Origin of the sequence: Pseudomonas sp. Lz4W (assembly GCF_000346225.2) — a bacterium.
GTDB classification, from domain to species: domain Bacteria; phylum Pseudomonadota; class Gammaproteobacteria; order Pseudomonadales; family Pseudomonadaceae; genus Aquipseudomonas; species Aquipseudomonas paraversuta.
In genome coordinates, this window is the sequence record NZ_CP017432.1 from 1,343,653 (window position 1) to 1,359,665 (window position 16,013).

General features: G+C 49.6%; 18 protein-coding genes and 1 tRNA gene. 11 read left to right on the plus strand and 8 right to left on the minus strand.

What is annotated here, in order from left to right:
- Positions 1-273 precede the first annotated feature (273 nt).
- The 5 genes from B195_RS06485 (at position 274) to B195_RS06505 (ending at position 3,969) form a co-directional block, all read left to right on the plus strand.
- Positions 274-1,713, plus strand: a complete 1,440-nt coding sequence (locus B195_RS06485) for a PLP-dependent aminotransferase family protein (protein ID WP_003446502.1) — start codon at positions 274-276, stop codon at positions 1,711-1,713.
- Between the two features lie 102 nt (positions 1,714-1,815).
- Positions 1,816-2,286, plus strand: coding sequence for a translation initiation factor 2 (locus B195_RS06490; protein WP_304528845.1), 471 nt, complete (start codon positions 1,816-1,818; stop codon positions 2,284-2,286).
- Positions 2,287-2,443: 157 nt separating this feature from the next.
- Positions 2,444-2,698 (plus strand): YkgJ family cysteine cluster protein, encoded by a 255-nt coding sequence (locus tag B195_RS06495; RefSeq protein WP_003446506.1) that lies wholly within the window; start codon positions 2,444-2,446, stop codon positions 2,696-2,698.
- A gap of 47 nt (positions 2,699-2,745) precedes the next feature.
- Positions 2,746-3,351, plus strand: a complete 606-nt coding sequence (locus tag B195_RS06500) for an START domain-containing protein (protein ID WP_003446508.1) — start codon at positions 2,746-2,748, stop codon at positions 3,349-3,351.
- Positions 3,352-3,627: 276 nt separating this feature from the next.
- Positions 3,628-3,969, plus strand: a complete 342-nt coding sequence (locus B195_RS06505; RefSeq protein ID WP_003446510.1) for a ribonuclease E inhibitor RraB — start codon at positions 3,628-3,630, stop codon at positions 3,967-3,969.
- A gap of 71 nt (positions 3,970-4,040) precedes the next feature.
- Here B195_RS06505 and B195_RS06510 read toward each other — a convergent pair whose 3' ends face one another.
- Entirely contained in the window at positions 4,041-4,853 is an 813-nt protein-coding gene (locus B195_RS06510) for a cytochrome c (RefSeq protein ID WP_003446512.1), read from the minus strand.
- A gap of 583 nt (positions 4,854-5,436) precedes the next feature.
- Between B195_RS06510 and B195_RS06515 the strand changes: the two genes are divergently transcribed.
- The gene (locus B195_RS06515) at positions 5,437-6,162 is read left to right on the plus strand and encodes an amidotransferase (protein ID WP_003446514.1); all 726 of its coding nucleotides are present in this window, start codon (positions 5,437-5,439) and stop codon (positions 6,160-6,162) included.
- Positions 6,163-6,208: 46 nt separating this feature from the next.
- Here B195_RS06515 and B195_RS06520 read toward each other — a convergent pair whose 3' ends face one another.
- The 3 genes from B195_RS06520 to B195_RS06530 form a co-directional block, all read right to left on the minus strand.
- Complete coding sequence (locus B195_RS06520; protein WP_003446522.1) at positions 6,209-7,180, minus strand: magnesium and cobalt transport protein CorA; 972 nt, start codon at positions 7,178-7,180, stop codon at positions 6,209-6,211.
- A gap of 83 nt (positions 7,181-7,263) precedes the next feature.
- Positions 7,264-8,046, minus strand: a complete 783-nt coding sequence (locus B195_RS06525; protein ID WP_003446523.1) for a 1-acyl-sn-glycerol-3-phosphate acyltransferase — start codon at positions 8,044-8,046, stop codon at positions 7,264-7,266.
- Between the two features lie 207 nt (positions 8,047-8,253).
- Positions 8,254-8,943, minus strand: coding sequence for a crotonase/enoyl-CoA hydratase family protein (locus B195_RS06530; RefSeq protein WP_003446524.1), 690 nt, complete (start codon positions 8,941-8,943; stop codon positions 8,254-8,256).
- Positions 8,944-9,250: 307 nt separating this feature from the next.
- Between B195_RS06530 and B195_RS06535 the strand changes: the two genes are divergently transcribed.
- Both B195_RS06535 and B195_RS06540 read left to right on the plus strand, forming a co-directional pair.
- Positions 9,251-9,340, plus strand: a tRNA-Ser gene (locus tag B195_RS06535).
- Positions 9,341-10,174: 834 nt separating this feature from the next.
- Positions 10,175-11,110, plus strand: a complete 936-nt coding sequence (locus B195_RS06540) for a site-specific DNA-methyltransferase (protein WP_003446526.1) — start codon at positions 10,175-10,177, stop codon at positions 11,108-11,110.
- Here B195_RS06540 and B195_RS06545 read toward each other — a convergent pair.
- The 4 genes from B195_RS06545 to B195_RS06555 form a co-directional block, all read right to left on the minus strand.
- Positions 11,107-11,337 carry a helix-turn-helix domain-containing protein gene (locus B195_RS06545; RefSeq protein WP_003446528.1) on the minus strand — a complete coding sequence of 77 codons (231 nt, stop codon included), beginning with the start codon at positions 11,335-11,337 and terminating at the stop codon, positions 11,107-11,109. The genes B195_RS06540 and B195_RS06545 overlap by 4 nt on opposite strands.
- Positions 11,327-12,346, minus strand: a complete 1,020-nt coding sequence (locus B195_RS22835) for a HindIII family type II restriction endonuclease (protein WP_148666167.1) — start codon at positions 12,344-12,346, stop codon at positions 11,327-11,329. Before B195_RS22835 ends, B195_RS06545 begins: the two co-directional genes overlap by 11 nt.
- A gap of 414 nt (positions 12,347-12,760) precedes the next feature.
- Positions 12,761-13,774 carry a replication initiation protein gene (locus B195_RS06550; RefSeq protein WP_083912806.1) on the minus strand — a complete coding sequence of 338 codons (1,014 nt, stop codon included), beginning with the start codon at positions 13,772-13,774 and terminating at the stop codon, positions 12,761-12,763.
- Between the two features lie 327 nt (positions 13,775-14,101).
- On the minus strand, positions 14,102-14,425 hold the full coding sequence (locus B195_RS06555; protein WP_037001920.1) for a helix-turn-helix domain-containing protein: 324 nt from the start codon (positions 14,423-14,425) through the stop codon (positions 14,102-14,104).
- Positions 14,426-14,589: 164 nt separating this feature from the next.
- On the opposite strand from B195_RS06555, the gene B195_RS06560 reads away from it, so the two are divergent.
- The 3 genes from B195_RS06560 to B195_RS06570 are packed head-to-tail and all read left to right on the plus strand — an operon-like array spanning position 14,590 to position 15,913.
- Complete coding sequence (locus B195_RS06560) at positions 14,590-14,892, plus strand: hypothetical protein (protein ID WP_003446535.1); 303 nt, start codon at positions 14,590-14,592, stop codon at positions 14,890-14,892.
- Positions 14,893-14,948: 56 nt separating this feature from the next.
- Positions 14,949-15,491, plus strand: coding sequence for a hypothetical protein (locus tag B195_RS06565; protein ID WP_003446536.1), 543 nt, complete (start codon positions 14,949-14,951; stop codon positions 15,489-15,491).
- Positions 15,488-15,913: a hypothetical protein gene (locus B195_RS06570; RefSeq protein ID WP_003446537.1), complete on the plus strand. Its 426-nt coding sequence runs from the start codon at positions 15,488-15,490 to the stop codon at positions 15,911-15,913. The genes B195_RS06565 and B195_RS06570 overlap by 4 nt, the downstream gene beginning before the upstream one ends.
- Positions 15,914-16,013: the final 100 nt, after the last annotated feature.

The following is a 16,013-nucleotide window of genomic DNA, read 5'->3' on the forward strand; positions in this document are numbered from 1 at the left end:
ATACCCGCTAGCCGTTGCCGCAGGCTGCGACGGCCTGCGTGGCAGCCCTGATCCTGAGGGGCCGCGGGCCCTGTCGCAGTCCACTGCAGTGGCGAGCAATGCGCTCGCACCTCCTTTCCCTTCGCCAACCTGTACCCATACAGTTAAGCCTTTAGCCCACTGTACTGTTGAGGTGGGTGACAACTGTGCCCGTACACTTCTAAACTGTTTCGGTTATTGCTCTCAAGAACATGCTCTTCATAAAAATAATGCCTGAACATCGAGTGCTGCGACATGACCAACCTTTTGCTCTATCAACGTATCGCTCAGCAGTTGGCTGAAGATATTCGGCGCGGCGTGTATCAGCCGGGCGAACGAGTACCTTCGGTGCGCAAGATGAGTTCGCAGCTCAATGTCAGTCACGCGACGGTGTTGCAGGCTTATGCCAACCTTGAAGATCAGGGCTTGATCAGAGCGCGTCCGCAATCCGGCTATTACGTACACCAGACTCCCGCCTTGACGGCGCCTACCCCCGATATAGCCCGGGTCGAACGTCCGGGGCTGGTGACGCGCAGCAGCATCATTCAGCAAGTGCTGGTCGAATCACGTCGCGAAGGGGTGTTTCCACTGGGGGCCGCGGTACCGAGTGTCGACTACTTGCCGGTGCGGGCATTGCATCAGCAACTGGCCAAGGTCACGCGTTTCCACAGCCCTCGGGCGTTCAGCTACATGTTCAGTCCGGGCTTTGAGCCGCTGCGCCGCCAGGTCGCGATCCGCATGCGCGACGCCGGGGTGGTGGTTGACCCCTCGGAGGTGATCATCACCCACGGTTGTGTCGATGCCCTGCAAATGTCGCTGCGCACGCTGACCCGCCCGGGGGACCTGATTGCGGCCGAGTCACCGACCTATTACGGCTTGCTGCAGCTTGCCGATCTTCTGGGTCTGAAGGTTATCGAAATACCCAGCGATCCGGCCACCGGCATGAGCCTCGAAGCTCTGCAGCTGGCGGCCAATCAATGGTCGATCAAGGCTCTGGTCCTGACCACGCGCCTGAGCAACCCGCTGGGTGGCACCATGCCCGAAGAGCGGCAGAAGCAGTTGCTGCGCCTGGCCTCGGATTTTGATATTCAGATTGTTGAAGATGATATTTATGGCGAACTGATGTTTGAAGTCGGTCGCACCAAAGCCTTGAAGGCCTACGACCGTCTGGATCGGGTGATTTACTGCTCCAGTTTCTCTAAAACCCTGTCGCCGGGTGTGAGAATCGGCTGGATGATCGCCGGCAAATATCAACAGGAAATCCAGCGCCTGCAAACCTTCACCACTCATTCGGCGTGCAGTGTCACGCAGATGGGGGTAGCGGCCTATCTTGAAAACGGCGGTTACGATCGCCATTTGCGGTTTATCCGCCAGGAATACCGTAAGAACCTCAGCGCGTTCCAGCTGGCCGTTCAGCAGCACTTTCCGGAAGGAACACAAATGTCGCGCCCCAGTGGCGGCTTCATTTTGTGGGTCAGCTTGCCGGGCCGGGTCAATACCCAGGAGCTGCATGTCCGGGCGTTGCAACAGGGCATCAGTATTGCCCCGGGGCTGATATTCAGTAATACCGAGCAGTTCAATCACTGCATACGTCTGAACTGCGCCATACCCTGGAACCGCGAGGCCGAGCGGGCGCTGATGACCCTGGGCATGCTTGCCAGCCAGCTTTGCCTGGAAACGGCAAGCCTCTACTGAGGAGCTGAGCGACGGCGGATACAACCATTGGGATACTTTGGACTTGTCACTCTGGTGCTAAAGCGCCAGCATATGCGCCTAAACCGTTAAAGCTGTGGAGTTATGAAAGCGACATTCTGTGTGGGGCTTATATTGATGGGTGTGCTGACGGCGTTCAATGCTGGCGCTGCTACAGCCGTTCAGTCGCAGCCAGAAACAGTCACTGCCAAGTCGCACACTGCCAGTTCCAGGGAAAAACCTGTGGCTGCCAGGCAAGCACCGGCAAAGAAACGCGCGCCCATCGCGAGCAAATCCAGCTCTGCCCACGAGATTGCGAAAAAGCCTCTGCCCTCTGCCAAACTTGACTTGAGCTTGCCTCCCGACATGGTCCGCCAGCTACGGCCTCTGGGTACCATTGCAATGCCTGCGCACAAGCCGCTGCTGCCGAACATGTTTGGCGAAAAGCCGGAACAGGAAAGCCCTTTTCAATTGAACGGGCGCTTGCTCAGCAATGAAATGGGTCTGCAATTGCGCAACGAAGCGCGGCAGAGCGAGATTGAGGGCGCGGCGCTGGATTTTGAATTCAAACAATAAGTGCCTGCAGCTCAACCTTCCATTCCATTGCGGCCGGCTTGCAAACTGACTGCCCGGTCACAGCCATTTCTGCTGAACGGTCAATTTCAAACGCCCGTTCCAGCGAGTAATATCCCTTGTCATCAACACACTTTGCCCCGAATCAGGAGCTACTGTCATGAACTGCCGTGAAGGCTGTGGCGCTTGCTGCATCGCCCCCTCCATCAGTACTCCGCTGCCCGGCATGCCCCATGGCAAACCTGCGGGGGAACGCTGTCTGCATCTTTCTGTCGACTACTTGTGCGGTTTGTTCGGCCAGCCCGAACGTCCGGCCGTATGTGGCGCTTTTCAGGCCGACATCGAGGTGTGTGGCAGCAATCGGGAAGAAGCGATCAAGCTGATAGGTTGGTGGGAGCGCATGACAGCGGCTTAGTGTGTTTTTGTTCAGTGAACAGACCTTCAACAATAAGGAATAAGACAATGGGTTCGTTGCATAGAGTGGCATTGGCATGCGGTTTGACTGTTTTGCTGGCGGGCGTGGCCCAGGCAGAAGACTGGAAGGTGGCGAAAAATGAAGACGGGATCAAGGTCTCGCTGAGTGAAGTTCCCGGGTCTCAATACAAGGCCTACCAAGGGGTAACCACCATCAAGGCGCCACTTGCCAAAATCAGTGCTTTGCAAGAAGACGTGGCCAGTGCCTGTGCCTGGATTCACGAGTGCAAAACGCAAAAGCTGCTCAAGCATGAGGGCGATCAGAGCTGGACCTATACCCAGTTCAATACCCCCTGGCCCGTGACCCCCCGTGACTCGGTACTGCTGGTGACCACGAATGTGGCAGCGGATGGCACCTTGACCCGCACCCTGAAGGGCTTGCCGAAGTACATTCCTGAAGAAAAGGGCTTTGTTCGGGTCGCTCAGGTCGACGGTTTCTGGAAATTGGTACCCAAAGGCGACAATCTGACAGAAGTCACCTATCAGGTGCACACCGAGCCGGGCGGCAGCGTGCCTTCATGGCTGGCCAACAAGTTTGTGGTCGATGCCCCGTTCAATACCCTCAAGGCGCTGCGTGAGCGTGCAGAGAAGTAATCAGCACTCTGATATCTGTTTGGCCCGGCATCTGGACAGCGCATCTGTCCAGCTACCGGGCCAGGTCACGCAAGTCTTTGGCAGACAAAAAAAATCTCCGATTTCACGGCTTCCCTCTTGGCAGTCATTGCGCGCTGGGGCTACTCTGCATCCAGACCAGCGAAGTAATCGACTGGCTCTGATCTTGTTCGCTACATGCTTAACACTCTCTGTCATGGCCAACCTGTTGCCGGTCAGGGAGCGCTGAATGTCTATCCATTGCGAGGAGGACGTTTCATGAGCACAGCCCATCAAGAAGACCTCAGCAGCTATGTGCTGCGCCGCATGAAAGAAGGCGGTTTTGATTTTTCCCGCATCCATCCCATCGAGTTCTACGCCATTTTCCCGGACGAGGAGCGGGCGCGCAGAGCGGCAGGCAAATTTTGTGGTGAATCCCTGAATGCCCAGATCAACGTGCGGGATGACGGTGCCTGGCATCTGGAATTGAGCAAAGTGATGTACGCCACCTATGGTGGCATTGGTGATTTTGAGCAGGACTTCGAAGCAGTGGTTGTCCCCCTGGGCGGGATCATTGAAGGCTGGGGCGTCAAGCAGGAGGTGCGTGGCCTGCTCAATTGAATCAAGTTGAAAGAGTCAACGGCTGGCCTCAGGGCTGGCCGTTCTGGTTTTTGCAGACTGTATATTCCCGCTCAGGCCTGGCCATTCACCTTGCGCGTAGCCATATGCTGCAAATAGCGGATCAACATGTCCAGCTCACTGTCGGGTAACACACTGGCCGAAAATCCGTGCATGCGTGCCTGTGGCCAGTGCCGCAGGCTTTGCGGGTCGCGGATGTAGCGCTTGAGAAATCCTGCTGCGAAGTACTCGGTGGGGTTGTACGGAATGTTCAGGTCGGGGCCGAATTGGGCATCGCCCGCACCATTTAGACGATGGCACGCCAGGCAGTTTTTTTGAAACAGTGCAAACCCCTGATTGATCGGAGAGTCCGTGGGCAGTGCCGGGTCTGGCAGCAGGGCCGCAAAGCGTTCGGCAACCGGCGGTTGGCGTTTGAAACTGGCCACTTGAAAAGGCCATTGTTCGGGGCTGATATGGCTGGCCTGAGGGTCGGTCCATACCAGATAGAACGGTCCCGCACTCGGTTTGTCCTTACCCAGCGGTGGCCAGGGCTGAGCCGGATCTTCAATTGCCAGCCAGGCTCTGGCGCCGCTGCGGCTTAGCAGCGGTCCGGCGGCCAGCTCCGCAGCAAACCCGTCCAGAGCGATCGCTTGCAGGTGGTCGTCAGGCTTGATGCCCTGGAGCAGGGTGGCCAGGGGAATAGCGCGATAGGTCATGTTGCGTCTGTATGCAACATCATCAGTGATATGCAGGGTTTGCGTCGCCGGATGCTGCAACAGCTCGGCGGTTTGCCAGCTGCGGCTGGCGTTGCCCAGGTCGAGTGTGAGTTGGGCAGCGCCAGCCGGCAGGCTGAGTAAGTAAACCAGGAAGAGAGTCAGTAATTTCAATGGGGATGCTGGTCTGTTGTGATCGATGGCCTGGGTGCCACTGGCCCGAACTGAGGGCGATACCTTAGCCGATTACCCTGGTGAGATTGGGTAAAATCAAGAGTAAGGTCGTGGCAAAGAGAATAAGTCCGGCCTGACGTACTTTCGTATATTTAAACATGGCGGTCTGCCTTTTTTTGTTATTCCTGAGCGGCAATGTTGAAAGACCACGGCGCAAGTGCTGAACAAGGCGCCGTATCCCTCGACTGAGTTAACCTTAGAGTCCACATAACATATGGCTTAGAACCCTTTCACATCATCCAAGTGCATTAGGTTTCTAAAACGCTATTAGGCTTGCCGTACCCTCTCTGTCAGCCCATGGCTAGACGCAATGGCCCATTGAGGCCCACTAATTATTAGTGCCCTACCGTTCGTCAGGGAGGTTGTCGGTGGCCATATCGCTGCGCAGATTCGGCTCCGGTTTGCAGGGCGGCAGCTTTCTGGTAGTTAGCCCGCGTTCAGGGCTTGCCTTGAAATACCCTTTCAAGGCAGGCTCTATCGAGTTGCCATCACCTCTATTGCCTTTATCGTGCCAGGTACTTTTATGTCGCTACGCATCTGCATTCTGGAAACCGACATTCTGCGTCCAGAGTTTGTTGATCAATATCAAGGCTATGGGCAGATGTTCAAACACCTGTTCTCGCAACAGCCCATTGCTGCGCAATTCAGTATTTTTAACGTGATGAATGGCCAATATCCGTCTGACGATCAAAGCTTTGATGCCTATCTGGTTACCGGCAGCAAGGCGGATTCATTCGGCACCGATCCCTGGATCCAGACACTGAAAAGCTATTTGCTGAGCCGTTATGAGCGTGGCGATAAATTGCTCGGCGTCTGCTTCGGTCACCAGCTGCTGGCGTTGCTGCTGGGCGGCAAGAGTGAGCGGGCCACCCAGGGCTGGGGAGTTGGCACCCATCAGTACAAGCTGGCGGCCAAAGCACCGTGGATGAGCCCGGTTGTCGAAGACCTCACATTGCTGATCAGCCATCAGGATCAGGTCACGGCCTTGCCGGAGAACGCCACGGTAATCGCCTCCAGCGATTTTTGCCCGTTTGCCGCCTATCACATCAACGATCAGGTGTTGTGCTTCCAGGGGCATCCCGAGTTCATACATGACTACTCGCGGGCATTGCTCAACTTGCGCCAGGAGAGCCTGGGCGAGCAGATCTACAGCAGCGGAATCAGCAGCCTGGAACAAGAGCATCATGGGCGAACGGTTGCCGAGTGGATGATGCGATTTGTTTCGCACAACTCTCAGACCCAGGTGTGAAGACTTGCAGGGGCGAGCCTCTCTCGCTCCTGCAGTTCAGCTCGTCTTACAGCCAGCCAGAACGCTTGAAGCTCGTCCACAGCCCTGCAACGCCCAGGGTGATAAACCCCAACACGCCGAAATAACCGTAGTGCCAGCTCAGCTCCGGCATGTTCTGGAAGTTCATCCCGTAGATACCTGCCACTGCTGTCGGGAAGGCCAGAATGGCTGCCCAGGCGGCAAATTTGCGCTGCACGATACTTTGCCGTGAAGACTCCAGCAGTACGACAATTTCAATGGTTTGTGTGGCGATGTCGTGCAGGGTGGTCAGGTCTTCCATTTGCCGGGTAACGTGGATCTGCACATCGCGAAAGTACGGACGCATGTTCTTGTCGATAAACGGAAAGGTCAGGCGCTGTAGCTCTTCACTGATTTCGACCATGGGCGCCACATAGCGGCGTAAGCGCAGAACATCGCGGCGCAGTGCATGCAAATGCAGGATATCGGCTTCGTTGAGTGCATTGCCCAGGATGTTGCGTTCGAGCTGATCGATTTCAGCGTGAATGGCTTCACTGACGGGCTGATAGCTTTCAGTAACGAAATCGAGCAGGGCATACAACACAAAATCTTCGCCATGATCCAGCAGCAGCGGGCGGGCCTCACAGCGCTGGCGTACCGCCCGATAAGACGCGGAGTGACCATTGCGGCAGGTAATGATGTAGCCATTGCCGGCAAAGATATGGGTTTCGACGAAGTCCAGTTTGCCTTCATGGCGAATCGGCGAGTAGATGACGATGAACAGCGCATCGCCAAAGGTCTCTAGCTTGGGCCGACTGTGTTGTTCCAGGGCGTCTTCAATGGCCAGTTCATGCAGATGAAACTGGCGCTGCAAGTTACTCAGCTCTTGCGCGTCCGGTTGCTCAAGGCCGATCCAGACGAAGTGACCGGGCTTTTCAGCCCAGCCGCTGCCTTCGTCCAGAGTGATGTCGGTGACTTTTTTGCCTGCGCTGTAAACCGCGGCAGCAACAACTCTCCCCATAGTTCTTATCGCTTCTTCTTCAAAGGGTTATGGCACGAAAATGCAGCTTAGCGTGCAATGCCCTGCTTTGAGGCCAGAAACGTTCAGAGGTTCGGGTTGGATGCCGGTGTTTTACCCCCGGCCATGGGTGGCAGGCGGTGGTTTTGCTGTGCCAGCAGTTCACGGTCCATCGCTTCAATGCACTCGCGCATTTGTTCGCGGCACTGTTCCATCAGGGCCGGCATGTCTTCCAGGGTCAGCCCGGCAGTTGGAATCGGGGGCAATGAACGGATCTCAATATCGGCACTGTGCCAGCGATTGAGCTTCAAGTGCTGGCTATAAGTGCTGACGCACACCGGCACAATTGGCACGCCGGCACTGATCGCCATCTGGAACGCGCCTTTTTTGAAGGGCAGCAGGGCTTTGCCGAAGTTGCGCGTACCCTCTGCAAAGACCCAGATCGAAGTGTCTTTTTCTTGCAGGGTGCGGGTGGTGGTGAGCATGGACTGACGGGCTTTTTGTGCATTGCCCCGATCAATCAATACATTGCCCGCCAGCCAGAACAACTGGCCGAACAGAGGCACCCATTTCAGATTTTTTTTACCGATGCACACAGTACGCTTCGGCACCACATTGCCGAACACGAACAAGTCATAGTTGGACTGGTGGTTGGCCACTATCACGCAGCTCTGGGGCTTGTCCATCAATGGACCAACCTCGGCCTTGAGCCTGTAGCCCAGGATCCATTTCGAAGGCCACGCATAAAGACGCGCGCACAACCGACTGTTGTCCGGGTTGAACGGGCGACAGATTCCGAGCAATACACCGAGCACGCCAGCGATCATAAAATGCAGGCTCATCAACAACATACGTATCGAAAGTAGCATTTACAGGCTCGCTAAAACAAAATTTGGCGCAGTGTACGGATGTGCACTGTATTCGGCAATTACCCCGATACACCTGGGAGATTGCTGATGTTTAAGTATTTGTTTCAGCGAGAGGGCTCAGGCGCGGGCCAGAGGTGTTGACGGGTTTTAGCGGGGGGAGCCATCCCGACTGCTGGCTGCAATCGGGACCGGATTACCGGGGAAGGGTCAGAGGGGGTGAAGCTGATCTTCTTCGATCGCCTTGTCCAGAGTCTCCAGCAGTTCTTTGCGCACTTTGAGCTTGGTGTTCTTGTGCGCCTTCATGTTGATCTTCTTCAGCTGGCGCGCCATTTCCAGGGCGGCGGTCCTCAGTTCTTCGGGCTTGACTACCTGATCGAGGAAGCCTGCGTCTACCGCACTGTGGGGATTGAACATCTCACCGTTGATCACCGAACGATGGAATGCCGATTTGCGCAACCGGTCGCGTGCCAGTTCAATGCCGGCGTGGTGCATGGTCATGCCGATTTGCACTTCATTCAGGCCAATGCTGAACGGGCCTTCGACGCCGATCCGGTAATCAACCGACAACAACAGAAATGCGCCTTTGGCCACCGCATGGCCCGGGCAGGCAGCAATGACCGGGAAGGGATGCGCCAGTAAGCGGCGAGCCAGGGTCGAGCCCTGTCTAACCAGCTCAATCGCCTGCTCGGGGCTGGCGGTCATGACCTTCAAGTCATAGCCGGCCGACAGAATGCCCGGCTGCCCGGTAATAATCACCACTGCGCGATCCAGTTCGGCCTGATCCAGTGCCGCATTGAACGCAGTGATCACGTCCGGGGAAATAGCATTCACCTTGCCATTGCTCAAGGTCAGGGTGGCGATACCGTCTTCCAGGTGATACGAGATCAAGTCACTCATGGCGCAATTCCTTTTATAGAAGTTGGCAGACGTTACCCAGCCCCAAGGCGCAGGTAAAGCCTTGTGACTGACTGGTGAGTCAGGCAAATGGTGTGCGCCTTCTATATAGAGGGCGGCGCGCCTGTCGAACAGCCGTGGCCTGGCAAAGCTCCGGGGCCGGAATTTGCCAGATGCAACCGGTCTGCCCGGACCTGAAAAACAGCGAATCCCGTAAGCGCATGAAAATTCTGAAAAAAACATTTGTCATATCGAAAGCTTTCGACTACATTAGCGCGCCTCGACAGACAGAACTTGTTTGAAGAGATACGGTGAAGTGTCCGAGTGGCTTAAGGAGCACGCCTGGAAAGTGTGTATACAAGAAATTGTATCGAGAGTTCGAATCTCTCCTTCACCGCCACATTCTAAAAATCCTTATAAATCAATGATTTAAAGGGATTTAAAAATAGCGATTTGTAGCAGGGCTTTGTAGCAAAATTTGTCTCATCAAATTTTGTCCCTGCTGTAAGTCGCTATTTTTTTGCGCTGAAAAAAATGAATAGTTTCGATTTCTTCCCTATCAGGAATAATCGGTCCACGTGACCGTTTTTTACGCGTTCCGTTGACGGATTATAGGTAGGTAAAATTAAGTGGGTGGTTCAAAGCAAGGCAGAGTCTTAATGCTGCTTTAAGCGTGGTTCTTACAGAGATGATTTTCCAGGCAGAAACCGGCTGTTCAAGGTGAGATACACGAAAAAGCAAAAAGTATTTTGGAAAAAAAACCAGCAAAAAAGTGCTGAGTATTTGTTTTCTAATAATCCAATCTCATTAGAGGTTTATGTTTTTTATGCTTTGGCAATGAATGAGCTGGGAATACAGCCTGCCGTAATAGGTTTTTCTTCCTGTAATGCGTTCTACGGCACATATTAATTTTTTTCAAAAGCTTATATTGGGCTTCTGTCGGGCGTTCTGTATCGACATTGTTTTATTTTCTATAAGTAAGTTTAGGAGTGTTTTTCCTTTCCGAGGTTTACCATTTATCTATGTTTACGGATATCTTTTGTCTTGATGGCCAGTCTCCGTCGCTCTTCAGCTCATTGCGTCATGTTTATGTATCAGTGTTCTCCGGTCTACTATTTTAGAAAAAAGTGTCATGGGTTTAGGTGAGATTAAAGGTTATATGCATGCTATAAGTGGCGTGATTGAAAAAGAAATGATAAAATAAACCTATTCAAATTTAAAAAGCGGAGCGCTAATGAGCATTGCTATTGATCCACACGGTTTTGTAGATGTTCCACACAACACAATACAGTGTGGTGATAGCATTGAGCTAATAAAACGCCTGCCATCTAATTCAGTTCATCTGATTTTAAGTGATATTCCTTACGGAATAGGGTTAGATGACTGGGATGTTCTACATGCTAATTCAAATAGTGCTTACGGAGGAGCAAGCCCGGCTCAAGGAAAAGCCGGCGCTGTTTTTAAAAAACGGGGCAAACCTATAAATGGTTGGTCTGAAGCAGACAAAAGAATTCCCTATGAGTATCAGGAATGGTGTGCAACATGGGCTGCTGAATGGTTGCGGGTCTTGAAGCCCGGTGGCTCAGTTATGATATTTGCAGGTCGTAGGTTTTCTCATCGAGCTATCTCTGCTTTAGAGGATGCAGGTTTCAATTTTAGAGACCTTCTTGGATGGACTCGACCAAGAGCTGTCCATCGTGCGCAGCGTCTTAGCATTGTATTTGATCGCAGGAGTAATAACGAGTCTTCAGAGTTTTGGGAGGGTTGGCGCGTTGGGAACTTGAAGCCAACTTTCGAACCTATTATATGGGCGTTCAAACCTTATCGGATAACGATTGCGGATAACGTATTGGAGCATCAATTAGGTGCATACAATCAAGACAAGTTTGAGCAATATTTCGGCACTAAAGATAATGTTTTTGAATGTGGAATGGCGCCGGGCGAAGGTGGTCTTCACCCAGCTCAAAAGCCAGTCAGATTGATGGAAGCGCTTATTGATTTGGTTACAATTCCAGGGCAGACAGTAATTGATCCGTTCGCTGGAAGTGGTACTACAGGTGTTGCTGCAAATAAACTGGGACGCAATTTTATTTTGATGGAAAGTAACCCAGAGCTTTGCGAAGTGGCACGTAAGAGAATTATTCAGCCGAAACAACAACAGCTAATTTAATAAGTTTCGTCATCAAAAAAAGTCTTTAAACTGATATGAAGGTGATTGCAGATGACCGATAAGTTAATAATTGTAATGTTTTTTTCGCCGCGTTCACATGCCCCTATATATGTTCTGTGAAGCCCGGAGTATTCCGCAAGTTGCTCTTGTGTAATTCCGCGATAGCTGCGAAATAGTTTTATTCTCTTTCCAATCCATGCGGATAGCGCCGGGTTATCATTCTTCATGATAGCCCTTAGCTACTGTCCTAAATCCATTGATTCTACTGTGCTGCTTAGATAAATTTCGAGTTGCCTGTTGGAACTCGGACTCAATAACTTTTCTTCTAAGTATTTCAATATCTGTTTCATTCAAATATCGCTCTTCGATGTCCTTTCTAATAAAAACAATAAGGCTTTCTAAGCTGTGTGCGCAATGATAAACTTTTTCGGCGATTATTTTTTTTGCAGTTGGCAGATACTGCCCCCACAAATCAGCTTGACCTGAAAGCAATTTATCTTCTACAGATGTGTAATAGATGGCACGATTATTTTCTGTTTTTGTAATTTTTCTTGGGAAAATTTCTGAGTAGCTTTCGTATAAGTCAATTAAATTTCCAGACCGCATACCGGATATAAGAAAAAATGCCAAGTGCTCATAGTAAAGGCAGGCAGTTGGAGAAGATTTATCTGTAGTATATTGATAGAAATCGCTGCCACTTTTCCAGTCATGCTGAGATGGAAGTACAACTAATCCGCCAAGTCTGTTTTTGTTTGTGTAAACACTCAACCATTTATCAATATCTGCATGCTTGAGTACATCTTTTACATTAGGGGCCGCTTGACTTCGACCTAAACGGAAAGACTTTGCGTCGCAGACAATGACATTGGTATCATCAAGGATTGACACATCTTCCATGCTGGATTTTTGCGTCGGAAGAACGCTATTTGAAAATCCTATTCGCTTTGCCCACTCCATCACAACAGCCTCAATCAGCTTTGAGTAGAGAGTCTCTGCGCTTGAATCGGCCTCATAGCGTTCTGGTATATATCCAGAATGAACAACAAGGAAAGCCAGGTCTTGCAAAGTTAGTTCTGAGATTGCTTTTAAAAAATCTCTTAAAATTAACGATGTAATAGGTGGTCTGGACCAATCGGTGTGAGCGGCAGCAATGAAATTTTCAATGAAGTCGTAACTGGCGATACGTTTTTCTTGGTTTCGGTATGCATCACCAAAAAAATGAGCGATTTGATCCATGTTAGCCCTGCCTGTCAAAACATCATCCTGCCCTTATGACTTCTATAAGTCGACACTCTATAAGTAGCTTTTATTGCTTCGGCAATTACCAGTCGGGCTTGGAACTAAAATTTAGATAGCTGCGCTTTATTATGAAAGTTACAACTTATGATTGCTGGCTATTCTTATTGATTTTAAAAATTAGCAAAATATGATATGAATGAAGCGATTTTATTTTTAACTCTTAACAGTGACTGATATGCCAAAAGCACCCTCATTTCGATTATTTCTAAGTTTTAGTTATTATAGATAAATGCCCCCGAAAGAGTGTTTTTTTGTTTTCGAGATTTTATGCTTTTGTTGTGAAAATCCTCCGCCGAGTTATCCCCCCTACGGGGCTATTATCCTTGATATAGTAGAAGTGCAACTTTTGTCTCAATCCACCTTAATTATCCCCTTCTTTACTTTCCTGTAAAACGTAGCACGGCTCATCTTTAGTTTTTCCCAAGGCTTCTCCTTGGAGATATTTTGACGGTCTACATCAACATTATTTTCTTTCCTATAATAGTAGGTTCGTTTCGGTATTCCTTCTTCATCCCAAGGCTTTTCGCTGTTGTAAATAACATTCGTGCTGCTTTTCGCTCTTGAAGCCTTCGCTCTCTCGCTTTTTAGCTCGTTTAGCCTCTCTGTGGAGAAATGAAGATTAATAAAGCGATATACGCTGCCTGCTATGGTTTCAACTTCTCTCGTGCTTAACTGACACTCAAATGTATTTAATAACATTGCTTGCTCAAAAATATTTGAACTTAGTTCTGTTGGGTGGCAACTATGCCAGTTTGAATATGCCCACAAGCGAAGGTTTTCAAATAACATACAGTTTCTACCCGAAGCGAATCCATCCTCAATTTTATTTTTCCTCTTTTCGTCTCTCTGTTTTTTTACAAGGTCTTTATCTACAAATTCATTGAGATAATCGAGATCGTAAGGAGTCGACTCATAAGAAAGGACTTTGTAGGCGGATGACTTGAATGGGTTTTTTGTTAAAAGCCCATTGAAATTCATATCCGCGCCTATCCTCACTGCAAGCCCGTGTTCAACATCGGAAAAGTATCTAATAGGCTTTTGGAATCCGTGGACGTCATTTTTGACGGATGTTTTTAGGATGTAGGTCATATGAGAGCGACCATTATCTAAATTTCTGACAATCAGATGTGGTGCTGGTAATCCTTTGTCTGCCCAGTCCAATACGCTTAAATCACCATCTAAGTCGAATATCATAAAATATTTATGAGTTAATGAGTTTGGTTGGATATGATTTGATTTTAGGGCTGAATCTAATGCGCCTATCTTCTTTCCGAAATAATAATCGTTTGTGTGATAGGGCTTTGGGGGAAGTTTTGACTTGTATAATTTTAGCGTGTTTTCAAGTCTCGATGCTGCACTGGACATATTCTCCTCTAATTATTTTAGTTAATTAGGAGCAGAATTACGTGCTTGCTCTTGCGGCTTAATATTTAAATGGTATTATAATTAAGAGAGATAATGTAGAAATTAAATAGGCTTGGTCGCTTCCCGTAATTCCTACTCCTTTAAACACGATAACATTTACCCCTTAAAGTGCAAATTTTAAGGGTTTTGTTTTTGGAGTGAAGTATGGGAGTTTAAAATGTTAAGATAAGTATGAGGCTGGGAATGCTCATTGAAAATATCTTGAGCCCCTGAATTCTAATAAAGAATTCAGGGGTTTTATTATTTCAAACTCTATTAGTTACGCTTTTATTGGTCGCCAAGGGCTTTATCAACAGCCGCTTTCAGTTTCAAAAGCTTGGTCTTATCTGCCTTGCATATCGCATTCAGTAGGTAGGCGCGTAGCTCATCCTCGGTCGGTTCCGCCTTGGCCTCCACGAAAAAGTCACGGACCTGGATTTTCAGGACACAGGCAAAGGTATCAAGCGCGTCAAGACTTGGTGTGCGGTCGCCAGTCTCTAACCGGCTAATCGTCTTCGGGTCAAAGCCCGTCATCTCTCCGAACTGGGCTTGTGTAAGCCCTGCCTGCCTTCTGTGGTGGCGCAATGCTTTGCCAATCTCTGTACGTGTCATGAGGAATCCTGCGAAGAATAAATCACTTAACGACATTGAAGTCCTTCATGGAACCTCCTTAAACGTCACCTAATCATTATTCTTCTTTTAATAAAGTGACCTTTTAGGTAGATTTATGAGCGCTCGTCGGTCGGCGACGGACTTCATGAATTGGAGAAAAGCCTATGAAACAGGCAGTTATGGCAGTGGTGCTGGGATTTGGCGTGGCAGGAATGACTGGTTGCGCAGAGCTTCAACAGCAAGCAGGGGCGTTCCTTCCTCAACAGCAGCAAGCAGTCGGTACGGAAGGTCGTCAGACCGTCAAAACGCTGGGGGCGCCGCAATCGAACCAAGGGTCGGCGCAGAACACTGTTGCGCAAGAAGGTTCGTCTGTTGTTTCAGACATGACCAAAGAAGCATCAAGCACGCTGAAAAATGAGGTCAGTTCGTCCATTCGCTCCGCTATTCGTGGCGCGTTCAGCCGATAAACGAATGGCAATGAGAAGCCCCTTGCGGGGCTTTTTACCAGTGCAGGGTGTGGAACATGAACCGAAATATATTTTTGGCGGCAGTCAGCTTGTTACTTATGGAGCAGGTAAATGCAGCGTGTAACGACAGATATTACTACTACCGTCCGACGCTGACTGTAACGTCTGTTGAGAAATGGCAGATTTACGAAGATAGAGGTCTTATTGGTAGTAAAGAACTAGCTGATATACGACAAATGGTGAAATCTTGCGGGCCACCTATCGGAGATAGAAAATATAATATCCTTACGCAGGTCAATATTATTGTTCCCGCAAATTTTTATAAGTTAAGCAAGCCGTTGTACAGTCAAGCCAATATCCGCTTGCCTAACGGCGTGGACGGAGGGAAAGGCGCTTATATTGACATTCCTAAAGCTTCTGCGTCTGCAAGCGAACAGGCTCAATATACGGGTGAAATATCAGTCGATGGAAACGTCGGGTTAGTTCTTGTTTATCTGGTCAGAGATGGCTTGGACGAATTGAGGACGCCAGAGCGGCATTATAAGAAAAATCAATATCTCCAACGCGACGGTTATTCGTATACCGAGTATAAGAAATGAGAAAAGTCAAAAAAACGGAAAGCATGGTCGAACCGTATTATCAAGATGATGAAAAAAAATGGAAAGATACGGCAGGAAATAGTAGCTATACAGAGAAAGACGCAAAGCTTGCAATCGAACGTGAAGTTATAGAGCGTGAAGGTAGAGGGATAAATACTCTCCGACCTGCTGATGGGGTTGCGATTATTATCGCGATATTTGGATTGTTTGTTCTTGGTGGCATGGCTACTCTCGGCTTGAATAGGCAGCCATTATTAGCTATCGCATGTGGAATAGGGTTTATTATTGGTGTGTATGTATTTTTCAAATTCTTCATGCATACCATGCCTTCTTTCCGAACCAAGGTTTATCTCGCACTTATCGCACTTCTGCTGATTTCTAATTTCGTACTCTCCGAATACTTCGGGATTCACATTTTATAAGGTGTTGTGAAATTTACTATGCTTTTGTTGTCAGCGCCCCAGTTTCCTGAGTGGCGCTTTTTTATTGGTATTTCGCACGGGGTAAATGCAAGAGGAATGT

What these genes read in the sequence shown, in the direction of transcription:
- B195_RS06490 (WP_304528845.1), top strand. Translation starts at nt 1,816, where the DNA reads ATGAAAGCGACATTCTGTGTGGGGCTTATATTGATGGGTGTGCTGACG.
- B195_RS06565 (WP_003446536.1), top strand. Translation starts at nt 14,949, where the DNA reads ATGAACCGAAATATATTTTTGGCGGCAGTCAGCTTGTTACTTATGGAG.
- B195_RS06515 (WP_003446514.1), top strand. Translation starts at nt 5,437, where the DNA reads ATGTCGCTACGCATCTGCATTCTGGAAACCGACATTCTGCGTCCAGAG.
- B195_RS06530 (WP_003446524.1), bottom strand. Translation starts at nt 8,943, where the DNA reads ATGAGTGACTTGATCTCGTATCACCTGGAAGACGGTATCGCCACCCTG.
- B195_RS06550 (WP_083912806.1), bottom strand. Translation starts at nt 13,774, where the DNA reads ATGTCCAGTGCAGCATCGAGACTTGAAAACACGCTAAAATTATACAAG.
- B195_RS22835 (WP_148666167.1), bottom strand. Translation starts at nt 12,346, where the DNA reads ATGGATCAAATCGCTCATTTTTTTGGTGATGCATACCGAAACCAAGAA.
- B195_RS06505 (WP_003446510.1), top strand. Translation starts at nt 3,628, where the DNA reads ATGAGCACAGCCCATCAAGAAGACCTCAGCAGCTATGTGCTGCGCCGC.
- B195_RS06540 (WP_003446526.1), top strand. Translation starts at nt 10,175, where the DNA reads ATGAGCATTGCTATTGATCCACACGGTTTTGTAGATGTTCCACACAAC.
- B195_RS06500 (WP_003446508.1), top strand. Translation starts at nt 2,746, where the DNA reads ATGGGTTCGTTGCATAGAGTGGCATTGGCATGCGGTTTGACTGTTTTG.
- B195_RS06570 (WP_003446537.1), top strand. Translation starts at nt 15,488, where the DNA reads ATGAGAAAAGTCAAAAAAACGGAAAGCATGGTCGAACCGTATTATCAA.
- B195_RS06485 (WP_003446502.1), top strand. Translation starts at nt 274, where the DNA reads ATGACCAACCTTTTGCTCTATCAACGTATCGCTCAGCAGTTGGCTGAA.
- B195_RS06555 (WP_037001920.1), bottom strand. Translation starts at nt 14,425, where the DNA reads ATGACACGTACAGAGATTGGCAAAGCATTGCGCCACCACAGAAGGCAG.
- B195_RS06525 (WP_003446523.1), bottom strand. Translation starts at nt 8,046, where the DNA reads ATGCTACTTTCGATACGTATGTTGTTGATGAGCCTGCATTTTATGATC.
- B195_RS06560 (WP_003446535.1), top strand. Translation starts at nt 14,590, where the DNA reads ATGAAACAGGCAGTTATGGCAGTGGTGCTGGGATTTGGCGTGGCAGGA.
- B195_RS06495 (WP_003446506.1), top strand. Translation starts at nt 2,444, where the DNA reads ATGAACTGCCGTGAAGGCTGTGGCGCTTGCTGCATCGCCCCCTCCATC.
- B195_RS06520 (WP_003446522.1), bottom strand. Translation starts at nt 7,180, where the DNA reads ATGGGGAGAGTTGTTGCTGCCGCGGTTTACAGCGCAGGCAAAAAAGTC.
- B195_RS06545 (WP_003446528.1), bottom strand. Translation starts at nt 11,337, where the DNA reads ATGAAGAATGATAACCCGGCGCTATCCGCATGGATTGGAAAGAGAATA.